This is a genomic window from Nodosilinea sp. E11 (assembly GCF_032813545.1).
Taxonomy (GTDB): Bacteria; Cyanobacteriota; Cyanobacteriia; order Phormidesmidales; family Phormidesmidaceae; genus Nodosilinea.
Window position 1 is genome coordinate 5385561 of the sequence record NZ_CP136520.1, and the last position, 12661, is coordinate 5398221.

The window sequence follows — 12661 nt, forward strand, 5'->3', positions numbered from 1 at the left end:
TTAGGTATCGGAGAAAATCAGTTCGGCAAAGCTGCGCTCGTTCACGCTATTCCAGCGATAGATCCCCCCTCGAAAGGCATTCCAGTTATCGTAAATTTGCTTGAAGCTGGCATCCTGACTGGCGTACTCGGCATAGAGATCATTGGCGGCCTTGCGGGCTCCTTGAATGATTTCTGGGGTGTAGGAAATCAGCTCGGTGCCAGAGCTGATCAGCCGTTGCAAGGCCTCTCGGTTGGCCGCGTCATACTCGGCCAGCATCTTGACTTGAGCTTCAAAGGCGGCTAGCTCTAGCGCCTGACGGTACTCCACCGGCAGCCGATCCCAGGCGGCCTGGTTGACGATGAGTTCGTAGGTTGTGCCCGGTTCGTGCCAGCCGGGATAGTAGTAATAGGGGGCGTACTGGTTGAGACCCAGCTTTTCATCTTCGTAAGGCCCGACCCACTCTGCCGCGTCTATATTGCCGCGTTCTAGACCCAGCAAAATCTCGTTGGGCGGCATGTTTTGGGCCTCAGCCCCCATCCGCTTAAGGACTTCGCCGCCCAGCCCCGGCATGCGCATTTTAATCGCCTGCATTTCGCTGACGGAGTTGACCTTGTTGCGAAACCAGCCGCCCATTTGGTTGCCGGTGCTGCCAGCGGGGAAGTTGAGCACGCCAAAAGCGCTGTAGATGCCCCGAATCAGCTCTAGCCCCCCGGCTCCGTAGAGCCAGGCCACGTGCTGGTGGGGGTTGAGGCCAAAGGGCATGCTCGTGGCAAAGGCAAAGGCTCGGTTTTTTGAGGTGTAGTAGTAGCCAGCCGTGTGGCCACACTCAGCCGTTCCAGCCTGCACCGTATCGAGAATTTCTAGCGGGGGTGCAATGCCCCCTGCCGGAAAGGCCGTAATAGAGAAATTGCCCTGGGTTAGCTCGCTGATGCGATCGCACATCCGTTGAGCCGTGCCAAAGACAATGTCTAGGTTTTCGGGCCAGCTGGTGGCCATGCGCCATTCGATACGAGGGTTGCCCCCGCCACTGCTGCTGTTAGGAGTAAATACCTTGGGAGAACTGCTACAGGCAGAAGCCACCCCAGCCCCGATCGCCCCAAGGGTCAACTGATTAAATAGACGTCGACGTTTCATAAATGAGTCTCACTAAAAATAGGTCAAAAAAATAGAGAGCTTTAGGCTAAATGCAGCTTGAGCCCAACTGAAGCCATCTCGGTCGGCTCAGGCTATCAGGGGGGCGGGCTACTCAGACCGCCAACGGTATCCAACGGCGAGGCTGCCAAAGCTCTGCCGGGACAATGTCAGGATTAAATGGCTCGATCGTTGAATCTTGAGCGAGCTGCTCGGCGGTGCAGTTGCCCACTAGCTGGTCGATCACCAGCGCAATCCCCGCTAGCGGGGAACTGGTATTTAGCTGCACAGCATTAAACACTTCCCGCGTTACGCCGCTGACTCCCTCTAGCAACAACTGTAGGGTTACCAGCGGCACCAGCTGACCCTGAACATGCACCACCCCTAAAAGGCCGGGCTGATAAAAGGGAAGGCTCAGTATCTGCGATCGCTCTACTAGCATCACTTCGGCAATTTCGGTAGCAGGAAAAGCTAGTTGTCGACTGCCCACCTGAGTCAGAAAGTAGGTGCTATCGGGCAGAGCTAAGGAATCAAGCTCGACGTCAAGAGAGTCCGTCATAGGAAAATAATTAAACAACAAATGTAGATTTAGAGTTTTTGCAAAACCTCTGCCAGCCGCTCTCGACTCACAGGCTTAGTAATGTAGTCGTTGGCTCCCGCTCTTTTGAGGCCATACTTAACTTCTACAGGGGTCTTTTTGCTGGAGCAAAAAACTACGTTTTGCTGGGCTGTCACCTGGTTAGTGCGAATCTCTCGCAAAAATTTATAACCATCCTGTTCGGGCATCACAATATCTAAAAATAAGCAGCTGTATTCACCGGTAGAGAGCTTTTCTACAACGCCTTCTGTACTGTCAGATGCTTCTACTCTATGCCCCATATCCTCAAGTAATGTTGACAAAAACTGCCTATCTACAGCACTATCGTCAACCACTAAAATTTGCATATACACCTCTTTTTGATCTCTGATGCTTTTTGGTTCTACAAGCCAAACTTCTAGCCGAATTTGCGATATCCGGAACTTAATCAAAAAAGTCTTTTGAGAATGCGATAACTTAAAGCAGTAAGTGCTCTAAGCCAAGATTCGATGAAGAGTAGAGTTATTGTCGATTGACTACTCATCTTAGATAATCTCGATATCGAACTATCTCTATGGGAATAGAGTTCGATATGGAAAAATCTGTCATTAATCAGTTTGTCTGTGCCGATCTGCCTTAGAATTTTTCCTTCTTTATAGGCACTGCTAATTTTAATATTCCTCTTAACTCTGTTTCAAACTTGGGAATTTCTTCTGTAGTAAGGGGCTTAGATAAAAACTGGCAACCGCTCCATTGAGATCGCCAATTGTTCGAGAGCGTACGCTCTGCCGTTAGCATAATTAAGGGAGTAGTCGCAATCTGTGGATAGCGCCGAATTTGCTTCAATAAATCAAATCCAGAAATATTGGGCATGTTGATATCTATGAAAACAATGGCTGGTTGTGTCTCCAGCATAATTTCTACCGCAGTCACCGGATCATCATGCGATCGCACCTGGTATCCCCAACTAGAAACCAATTGCTTGAACTGCTTTAGCATAACGGGAGAGTCATCGACAATTAAGACTTCAGAGGCTGCTTTGCGGGGCGGCAACTCAACCTCAATCAATCCTTGTTCCGCTAACTTTGCCACACCTCTAGCAATTTCTAAAGTGTCTTGAGCTAGAGCAACTGTGATAGAATTTAGGGTTTCACCGTGGGAAATAAGGGCTCTCAGATATTTTTTCTGACGATCGGTTATGTCGGATTCTCTGATCGCTTTCTCATGAATGAAAAGCTTGCTATCTAGATTGGGGATGACACGTTTAATCTGCTCCCAAATGAGCTGCCGACGACGTGACTCGGCCAGTATTTCTGAAATCTCAAAGCCAGGAGTTAGACCTGCAATTGAGAGATCAGTCTCTGGTTTAAACTGTGCTTGACCAGAATGACTAAATAGCATCTGATCTAAGTCTTGCAGTACTTTGAGTCGTAGAGCCTGTCGAACCTCCTCGGGCTGAATTATCTTCAACTCATATAAGCGGCTCAAAAAAACTGGTAATGGCTCTAGTGGGCGATCGCAATCATCCAAATGCAAGTCTTCTTTGAGGCCGAGTACAGTACTTTGAACTGGTTCACTGCGAACCCGAAAAATATAGCGCTCAATTATCTCGAGTAGATAATCGATAGATAAAGGCTGTTGTCCTGAGAAGACAACTTGCCCTCCCACTAACCCTAGCCACCAGGATTTTTCGGCTAGATTACAGGCATCCTCATCGAAGAAATGATGCCAATATCCAGTCAGAGCTAAATCGTTCTGATGTTCAAGTTTGTAGGCTAAATTTTGAGAGTTAAACGAAAATTTCTGAGAATGAAACGAGCTGATTTGATGACGGGTAATCACTAATTTCTAGCAGGTATAGAACATCCTGGTAGATTTGCACCGTGAGCCGTGACGATAAATTAGGAACTGAGTAAGCCATCTAGAAATTGGTCAAAAGCTATCAACCAAAAGCCATTAGTCTACCTATGGTTTAGCACTGGCCAAGCATAGGTGATTTGACTAACTGATCTGCTGTATGGAATGTTATGTAAACAGATGTGACGATGCTGCTGCTATGAGATGTGGGCAGGTTTATTAGCCCTGTTGTCGTCTATTGCATCTTGACTTGAGGTATATCTAATAATCCCCATTTTCACGAAAATGACAGGTATTCCCGTGACGGCTAGAAAAAAAGGCGGTTAATGATAAGACTTTAATCGCGTTATGTATTCAGTTTTTCTATAAAAAGGCCTGAATATGCAGTGACAATCTGGAACTGTTTATCTAGCTAGATCTTCAGGATTGGGCCTTGGTACTCAGTTGTACTGAATTAGATTACAGGTAAGCAATTTTCAGCACTAGACTATGTATGTCTATTCTCACGGTTTTTTGATAGTCTGCCTGTTAACGTGAACTTTCGGACAAAGCTTCTCTTTACGTTTGACAGTCATAATTGCTTAGCCCAATAGCCAGCCGGCCCAAGCCTTGACACAAGGGAGTGCCAGGATTGGGGCCGGCTGAAGCGAGCGGAAAAGGGGAATTGACCTGGGAGCTGCGATTGCATCGTCTTAGGGGCTGTACCATGGCGGCCACCACCCGTCTCTCTGATCGAGGGCTGCCGTTGCTGCGTCAATACAGCTATGCTCCTTAATTGGCTTCTAGGCCATGCCTGCAAAAGGTGTAATTGATATCACGGTCAAATGTAACGGTGTCCCAATAGCTACTGCTGTTCCTGGTGGAATTACCAAAAACGAGATGCATTAACGACGGCTGGTATAACGTTATACTTTGCTGCTTCGGTAAGCTTGGGGTAACTGGTACCAGGGCAGATGAGGCTTTAGATGATGCTCTTGGTGATACCCAAAATGGTAGCAAGTAATAAATGACCAAAAAACTGGCAGATGAATGCTGTTAATAGTGTTGTCGTATTCAGGGGCGTTGTCGCGTTGCCGATGGGGAAGAAAGATGCCAAAGGTGAACAGCTGAAGTGAGCTGAGCACCATGGGAATAATCCAAAAAAGAATTAGATTAATGGCCGGAATGTGGCAAATTATGAAGGCACAGAAAATTAAGCTAATGCCGATCAGTGATACCCAAACTTGCCCACCTGTCTGGTAAGTTTTCATAAACTGGATATACCATAACCAGAACCCTCCCCGATTGAGCTTATGGTGGTCAGGATCTTGTTCGGTCGCAGGGAATCGGTGATGAAGCCGGTGGTTTTTAGCCAGTAGCTGATAGGGCAACAGCGCGTATAACCATGAGGTTATATACCCGAATGCATCGTTAAGCCCATGAAGGTTAGAAATATTTCTGTGAATAGCTTCATGGGTAACGATAAATAAACCGGTATGCAAAAAGGTTCTGATCAGGATTGCCCAGAGCCAATAAGCCAAAGGGGTTTGGGCACTAAATAGGGTAAAAGTGCCCACTAAACTGAGAATCCACATCAATCCGATTAAACTAGCCCAGCACAGACTCACCTGAGAGTGGCTAGAGCTATTAATGTGGCGTGACGGTGATTGACTAACCATATCTAATCATGCTTTCGGCCTGAACAAACTACTCTTCTGTCAACGCTTCTAAAGTGACATTAATATCTTTGCCAATGCCCCAAGTCTCTTTCAAAATTTCACGGAAAGTGGTGGCCTGATATAGCATGGCCTCTCGCAGCTGAATGAGTAGAGTCTGGGCGTCAGCTTGAGAAAGGTCTTTAATCTGAGTTTCAAAGACCTGAAGCTCAAACTGCTGTTCTAGCGGTAGTTGATCACGAATAGTCATGGGTGGTATTGCCTTGCGACAGTAACGACGTTACATTAACCAATGTAACGTTTTGCCAAGGATGTGGTGTCAATTTCTATCTTCCGTGGTAGAGCGAACCATGCCCGGCATCATTAAGGCGGTTTACCGCAACGATCCCTGCCTGTTCCTCCCGCCTAGAGCCTGTCCTCGCGAAGGCGCGGGGCAGTAATCCATCTGAATTACTGCCTTGCAAGGTATGTTCTCGAGGATAAGAGGGCGATCGCAGGCTGCGATCCACTAATACCGAATGGAGTTTGCAGAGAGACCGAGAACCTGTCTCCCGCACCGTTTAGAGCTTGTCACAATCAGCTTGGTCAACGGCTAGTCAGGTTAGGAGTTATAGCTATAGTCACCTGGGTTAGGACATCCAGAACCCTAGAAACGTTCGAACGTTCAAACGTTCTTAGGGGAAATGTCTGAACCGGCCTGGCTACAGCTATAGTGGATTCCCACTTCCGTGGGAATGACAGATTAGGAGCATTTAAGCGGACTTGATATTACTCGTTCGCTGGAATAATCGGCAGAATCAGCTGGGAGACAGCGGCGGCGTGGTGGTAAACCGTCTGGGTTGCGGTGACGGGCTGGCGCTCGGTGGGGATGTTGCGGCCTGTGTTGGGGTTGCGGTCAAAGCGGGGATAGCTGCTGCTGGAGACCTCTAGACGAAGACGATGGCCCGGAAAAAAGACCTGGCTGGTGGGCCAGAGATCGATCGTGATTTCGGTAGGTGCCTGAGGGTCGGCCAGCGGATTATTGGCGCTGCCGTAGCCCCGCCGCAGAATCCCTTCAGAGACGTTGTAAGCCCTGCCATCAGGGTAGACATCCACTAGTTTGGCGGTGAAATCGGTGTGGGGAGCTGTGGTCGAAACCTGGAGTTGCAGCTGCACTGGCCCCGTCACTTCGATCGCGTCGGTCAGGGGCGGGGTGGTATAGACCAGCACATCCTCCCGCTGTTCCACTGCATTTTGGGGTTGGATGCCTGCGTGTGGCCCCAGCATGGTGCCTCCAGCGCTGGGCACCGGGTTTTGCGGGTCGTAGATGAAGCGATCGCTCACTTCATCTTTCCCCGGCATCTCCAAACTTAGAACGCCGTCGCCGTGGAGGGTATTCGCCCGACCGTGGCTGTGCAGGTAGTAGGGCGTATAGCGGGTGCGGGGCAGAGGCCAGGCCGATTCGCCGCGCCAGGTGTTAGCGCCCATGACGTAGATCAACACCGGGTCGGGGTAGGCCGTCTTGGGGTTGCCCTTGAGCTGCTGATCAAACCAGGGCAGGCTGGGGCCAATGCTCTCAAAGCGGTAGTTGCGGGGGCGGCTGCCGTCGGGGAAGGTGACGGTATTGGCGTGGGTCCAGGGGCCGACGATCAGGCGGGTGGCCTCGGCCACCGGAGGGGCTGCACTGGCGCGAATCTGCTCAAAATCGGCCAGCTGGGTGGGCAAAAACGGATCGTACCAGCCCGCCATCAGCAGGGCCGGGGCCTGAAGCTGGCGAGCGCGATCCGTGCCATCGACCGACTGCCAGTAGCGATCGCGATCGGTGTGACTGGCCCAGGTGTCAAAAAACGGAATATTCTGCACCGCTCGGTTGTCGGCCTCTAGCAGGGGCCACCCCTCAAAACCCCGCTGGAGCTGATCCTGGGGCAGGGGGATATCGCGGGGGCCGTAGCTGAGGGTTGCCCAGTAGAGGGCACTTTCTAGGGAAAATGCACCGCCGGGGTAGAACATGCGGTAAAAGTCGGTGCTGCAAATCTGCGGAATCAGCGCCGACAACCCCGGATTGAGCGCGTCGGCCAGCACCCACTGGGTATAGCCAAAGTAGGAACCGCCCCACATGCCGATCTGCCCGTTGTACCAGGGCTGCTGGGCGATCCACTCCAGCGTGGCCCGGCCATCCTGGCCCTCGTTCAAAAAGGGCGGATCGTAGCTGCCGCCCGACTCGTACCGGCCTCGGGTGCCCTGAATCACCGTGGTGTAGCCGTGGCTGGCCCAGAGATGGCCCACGGTGCGGGCAAACAGGATGTGTTTGAGCTGTTTGGAATAGGGAATGCGTACCAGAATGGTCGGGGTCGGGGCAGCGGTGCGGGGATGGTAGACATCGGCCACCAGGGCTGTGCCATCGGGGGCGGTTACAGTCACCCGGCGTTCTAGGTGAACGCTGTAGCTAGCGGGCAGATAGTCGAGCTGGTAGCCCAGCCAGGCGGCGGCGATCGCACTGCCCCGCCCCACCAGCAACAGCAGCAGCGCCGTCACCCCCGCCAACAACAACAGCCAGACCCGCTTGTGAGCAAACAGTCGAGCGCAATGGCGAAAGATCCCTACCCTCATAGCTGCCTCCCCCGGTGATGGCCCCAGCCCCAGAGCCAGAGATAGGTGGCCAGCACCCAGTGAAACACGATGGGAATAGTGCCTTCCCCCAGCCAGCGGCGTTCTGGATAGAGGCTCATAGTGAGGCCGTAGCGAATCACCATCACCCCGGCGTAGCCGTAGCTAAAGTACTGAAGCGCTTTACCCAGACGGGGACGAGGCCGCTGAAACCAGCCCCGCCCCTGGGCCAGGTCGCGGTTAATTTTGACCTGGAGCACCAAAATCAGTAACTGGCTGGGCAACAGCAGCGGGTAGGGCAGCAGGCCCGAATACCAGTGGGGCATAGGGGGCAAAAAGGGCACCTGGCAGCAGGCCACCAGCACCTGGCCCAGCACTCGCAGCAAAAACAGCAGAGTTAGCCCCCACAGCCAGGCCACCGGATGCCGACTCGGCCACAACCCATTCCGCCAGAGACCATCAGTGGGGGTGGGCATAGGGCAGCGTCAGCTCATAGGTTTGCGCGATCGCCTCAGTATCCAGCGGCAGGGGCTGCTGGGTGAGCACCGGCCATTTGTACTGCACTTCCCGCTGGCCCTGGGCGATCGCCCGACGCTGGGTCGCCTCTGCCCAGCCTGGTTTCATGCAATGGAGACAGGGGAGATGTAACCGTTGCGAGGCACGTTTTTGGGCGTATTCGGTGTTGTTCTCAGCCAGGGCTGTATCCAGGGCCGACAGCAGTTGTTGAACCCAGTCCTGGCTGGGGATGTCCGCCGCTTCCCAGTAAAGCTCGTAGCGCATGGCCTGGGCATTGGCTACTAGGCGGTAGGGGCCGATGGGCTGGTGAAACTGGCATTGCAGAGCGGCGATCGCGGCCAGCACATGGTTCACATGCAGCTTCTCCCCGGTCAAGTTGCTCATGTCGCGGCCCTTGCGTAAAAAGGCAACCAGGGGCGATCGGTGGTAGAACCCCGTCACCTCCACCACATCGTTGATGTGATAGCGATAGAGACCGCTGGGGGTGGTCAATAAAACCTGGTAGCACTGCCCCTGCTCTAGCTCATGGCTGAGCAAAATCGGCGGGTCGGCCATCTCAGCGCAGTCTTCGGGAATGAACTCGTAAACATTCAGGGTCAGATCGAGCAGGCCAGCGGGGGTGTCGTTCTGGTAGGGCAGGGTGATGCGGGCCTCACTGGCCAAATAGCCCAGATCGCGAATCGGCAGGGGACCATAGTCAGCGGTGAGCTGGCGGGCCTGTGCCCCCACCGAGCCGCCCGTCCAGCAGCCCAGCAGGGCCAGGTGGGGCCAGCAGTCTTGGGGCCGCAGCGCCCCGGTGGTGTGGAAGATCTGCTCTAGCTGTTTAGCCCGCTCGGGCTGGGGGCGCTGAACGGACAACCCCTCGCCGCTTGTGCCGTCATGAATCGCTCGGATTAAGGATTCTGCCTGGTCAGTCATCACCGTGGCCAGCCGCTTGAGGGTGCTGGGGTTGGGCGTACAGAGAAATGACACCTGTCGTGCCAAGGCGTAGCGGGCGATCGCCCAGTAACGGCGATCGTAGTCAGCAATCTCAAACACCGGGTAGGGGATGGCGTAGGTACGCCGAATCAAAGCCGGAATCTGCTGGTAGATGCGTCCCGACAGGCTGCCGTAGGGAATGCCGCCGGGGGTGTAGCCCTCGATCGCCGGGCTGACGATACCCACCACCGCCCCATTCAAAAACGTCGGGTGGTCTTGCAGAATGCGGTAGAGCCACTGCCGCATCAGTCGCGCCCCGCCCCGCTCTACCCCGGCGGTGACGGGAATATATTTGGGTTGCCCGGTGGTGCCACTGGTCGTGGTAAACATCCGCACCGGCTCATTCACCAAGATCTTCTCCCGGCCCGCCATCATTTGCTGCACGTAGGGCCGAAAGCCCTCATAGTCGCGGATGGGCACCGCCCGGCGGTAGTCGAGCGGGGTGCGAATGTGATCAAAGCGGTGCTCGCGACCAAACTGAGTGTCGCTATGGCGGCGGAGCAACTGGCGCAAGAGCCGCTGCTGGGCCAGCTCCGGCTCCTGGGTGGCGGCCTCTAGCTGTTCTTTCAAGGCTCGCCCCTGCCAGCGCAGCCCGAGGGTGTACAGGTTGGCCATGGCGTCACACTGCCTTAGCTGAGAGTGAAACAGTTTGCTGGGCGTATTTTTCCAGCAGATCATCCTGAATTTCGACCCCCAGCCCTGGCCCCTTCAGCGGTTTCGCCAGCCCCTGGTGGCCAAAGTGGATGGGGCGACGGCTGAGATCTTCGCGCAAGAGCAGGCTACCGTAGGAGCCTTCGCAAAAGCTGATCTCGGGCAAATGGGCCGCCAAATGTCGCCCAGCGGCGGAGAGAATTGCTGTCTCGCCCACCTGGCAGCCCACCTGCATTTGAATGCCAGCGGATTGAGCAAGGGCAGCAATCGCTAGCGTTGACCCCAGCCCCCCACATTTCGACAGCCGCAGATTAAAGCCTCGGCAGGCTCTGGCCGCAATCAGCGCCTGGGCATCGGCCAGGGTAATCAGCGATTCATCGGCCATTTGAGGAATGGCGGTAGCCGCCTGCACCGTCGCTAACGCTTGGGGGTCGCCGCGCGGAATCATTTGCTCGGCGCTGTCGACCTGGAATTCGGCCAGGGCCTCGCAGGTGGCGATCGCCTCCGCCACGCCATAGGCCCCATTGCCATCCACCCGCAGCGACACCGCTGGCCCCACCGCCGTGCGAATTGCCGCCAGCCGCTCGCGATCGGCCTCTCCGGTGATCTTCACCTTGATATGGGGTAGGGCAAACTGCTTAAAGCGCTTGGCGTGCTTCACCGCGCCCTCAATGCTGCTGGCTGTGATCACGCCGCTGTAGGTCACCGGGTGCCGAGGCGGCAAGAGTTCCCCCAGCGAAACCCCGGCTGATTTGAGCAGACAATCGACCAGGGCTAGCTCAAAGCCGCAGCGCGCCGCATTCCAGGCCACCACGCCGGTATCGGCTTCCGCAGAATCTTCTGTCGGTAGAGTCAGCGACTCTAGCCAGGCGATCGCATCCTGCCCTTCCCAGAGGACATAGTCAGCGGCTTGCACCGCAGGCCACAGGATGCTTTCCATAAACTGCAAACAGCCCGCCACCGTCTCCCCGGTGACGTAGGGTCGAGCTACCGCCTCGCCGTAGCCAACGGTGCCGTCCTCGGCCCGCAGCCGCACCACAATGGAATCTGAGCTGCTACGCGATCGCACGCTGTGGGCAAAGGCTTCCACAAAGGGAATCTGCAGGGCAAATAGGCTGGCCTCAACGATTTTCATGGGCAGCTCCAGCGATCGCGGGCAGGTCGGCGAAGTAGCGCTTAACAAAAATGTTTTCGCGGAAGGTAATGTCGAGAATCGTCTCTAGATCCTCGGCATCGATTTCGTAGTAGGCCAGGTATTGTTCAACGCTATCCAACCCCTCCTCGGCGTGGCGAATATCGACCTCAGAATGGTGGTCAAACCAGACCAGACTTTCCGAGGGCAGGCTGCGATGAACCTTCAAGGCTTTACCGATTCGGCTGGCCAGACGAGAAAGCATCCACTCAAAGCAGGTCACCTCTAAAAGCACCGACAGCCCCAGCTCCTGCATGGTGCCAAACAGCAGCGGATCGGTACAGAGCTGGCGAATTTGGGCCTGGGCCGCCTCAGCTAAACTCGTCTGGCGATCGCGATCAAACCCCGCCGCCGTCGCCAGTTGATACAGCAGATCGGGGTGGCAGATCGCCACCTGATCTAGCCCCAGTTCTTCCAGCAAATTGTGTTTGATCTGGGGCGCAGCCTCGGGCGGGGCCACCGCATAGAGAAAGGCCAAAATCTGCGGACTCTTCAGGTGAGTTTGGCAGAGGTTAACGATAAAGGCATCGTACTCTTGCCGGGAGGCCTGCCCCTGCTCCAGACGCTGAAACCAGGGGGAGTCTGCAAAGGCCTGCACCTGGTCTGCATATTGGGTTTCAATTAAGGAACGAATCGCCTGCGCCATCGTAAACCTTTCTTACTAGGGGGCATCAAAACCGAGCTTTGTCACAGCCTTGAAGCTATTCGAGGTATTGCAGAGACCCTAGGACTTCGTTCGCTGTCTCTGGGGCAAGCCTGGTGCAGCCTGGGTCGTCGAGGGTCAGACTGGCCACTCGGTAGTAGGCGCGATCGCCCCTAATCCAGTCTGAGAACAGAATGGGCTCTGGAAAGCCCTCTAGCTCGTTGCCGCCGTCGCTCCAAAACAGCTGATAGGTGTAGTCTTCCATGTCTTCTAGGGGCTGAGTGAAGGCGGGGAGCAGGGCATCTGTTTGATGTTCAGGCACCGGGCCGCCAAAGCCCCCCATCGCGGCTTCGACTTCAAAGCAGATCTGATTGCCGGTGTTGGGGTCAACATGACGGTAGCCAATCACATACCCACCAGAGAACGCGTCGTCTGAAACGACGGGCGTAACATCTAGACTGGTGGCCTCAAAGCCAGGGGGAACCTCGGTGGGCACCGCCACGGGAATGCCTGCATACTGGAGTGATGCAACCTGCTGGGGGGAAAGCTTAGCCTGAGCCGCTCTATCATTCTGGCTCTCAGCCGTCTGGCCCAGGGCGGCAACAAGGATGACTGCAAGGCTGGTGACTGCAAAGCTGGCAATGGAGTAGACCTTCGGTGTTCTCATGGCAGGCGGCAGGCTCAGGAGTAAAGACCAAGATCTACTTCAAGCTAAGGGAAGCTAATTCCGGAGATTGCCCATTTATCCATGACCCAATTGCCCGCAGCACAGGGATTACCTACGAAAGAATCTGGATAGTTTAATTCCAGTAGCAATCTGCCATTAGCAGACTCGGCGATTTCATTGGTGTCGGCTTTTTTAGGCGTGGCTACTTCTAATACCCTAACCTGTT

12 protein-coding genes are annotated in these 12661 nt (G+C 54.6%); all 12 read right to left on the reverse strand.

Features of this window, described 5'->3' with window-relative positions:
• The 12 genes from RRF56_RS25920 to RRF56_RS25975 all read right to left on the reverse strand — a co-directional run bounded on the left by RRF56_RS25920 (window position 1) and on the right by RRF56_RS25975 (window position 12435).
• Window positions 1-1116, reverse strand: coding sequence for a TRAP transporter substrate-binding protein DctP (locus RRF56_RS25920; protein ID WP_317036044.1), 1116 nt, complete (start codon window positions 1114-1116; stop codon window positions 1-3).
• A 112-nt stretch (window positions 1117-1228) separates the two neighbouring features.
• Window positions 1229-1672, reverse strand: a complete 444-nt coding sequence (locus RRF56_RS25925; protein WP_317036045.1) for a chemotaxis protein CheW — start codon at window positions 1670-1672, stop codon at window positions 1229-1231.
• A 29-nt stretch (window positions 1673-1701) separates the two neighbouring features.
• Window positions 1702-2058, reverse strand: coding sequence for a response regulator (locus RRF56_RS25930; RefSeq protein ID WP_317036046.1), 357 nt, complete (start codon window positions 2056-2058; stop codon window positions 1702-1704).
• A 268-nt stretch (window positions 2059-2326) separates the two neighbouring features.
• Window positions 2327-3532, reverse strand: a complete 1206-nt coding sequence (locus RRF56_RS25935) for a response regulator (RefSeq protein WP_317036047.1) — start codon at window positions 3530-3532, stop codon at window positions 2327-2329.
• 920 nt (window positions 3533-4452) lie between these two features.
• Window positions 4453-5103 carry a fatty acid desaturase gene (locus tag RRF56_RS25940; RefSeq protein ID WP_317036048.1) on the reverse strand — a complete coding sequence of 217 codons (651 nt, stop codon included), beginning with the start codon at window positions 5101-5103 and terminating at the stop codon, window positions 4453-4455.
• A gap of 130 nt (window positions 5104-5233) precedes the next feature.
• Window positions 5234-5452 carry an NblA/ycf18 family protein gene (locus RRF56_RS25945; protein ID WP_317036049.1) on the reverse strand — a complete coding sequence of 73 codons (219 nt, stop codon included), beginning with the start codon at window positions 5450-5452 and terminating at the stop codon, window positions 5234-5236.
• 518 nt (window positions 5453-5970) lie between these two features.
• Window positions 5971-7791, reverse strand: a complete 1821-nt coding sequence (locus RRF56_RS25950; protein WP_317036050.1) for a CocE/NonD family hydrolase — start codon at window positions 7789-7791, stop codon at window positions 5971-5973.
• Complete coding sequence (locus tag RRF56_RS25955) at window positions 7788-8264, reverse strand: hypothetical protein (RefSeq protein WP_317036051.1); 477 nt, start codon at window positions 8262-8264, stop codon at window positions 7788-7790. Before RRF56_RS25955 ends, RRF56_RS25950 begins: the two co-directional genes overlap by 4 nt.
• Window positions 8248-9897, reverse strand: coding sequence for a GH3 auxin-responsive promoter family protein (locus RRF56_RS25960; protein WP_317036052.1), 1650 nt, complete (start codon window positions 9895-9897; stop codon window positions 8248-8250). Before RRF56_RS25960 ends, RRF56_RS25955 begins: the two co-directional genes overlap by 17 nt.
• A 4-nt stretch (window positions 9898-9901) precedes the next feature.
• Window positions 9902-11068, reverse strand: coding sequence for a mandelate racemase/muconate lactonizing enzyme family protein (locus RRF56_RS25965; protein ID WP_317036053.1), 1167 nt, complete (start codon window positions 11066-11068; stop codon window positions 9902-9904).
• The gene (locus RRF56_RS25970) at window positions 11055-11771 is read right to left on the reverse strand and encodes an iron-containing redox enzyme family protein (protein ID WP_317036054.1); all 717 of its coding nucleotides are present in this window, start codon (window positions 11769-11771) and stop codon (window positions 11055-11057) included. Before RRF56_RS25970 ends, RRF56_RS25965 begins: the two co-directional genes overlap by 14 nt.
• Before the next feature lie 55 nt (window positions 11772-11826).
• Entirely contained in the window at window positions 11827-12435 is a 609-nt protein-coding gene (locus RRF56_RS25975) for a hypothetical protein (RefSeq protein WP_317036055.1), read from the reverse strand.
• Between the last annotated feature and the right edge of the window lie 226 nt (window positions 12436-12661).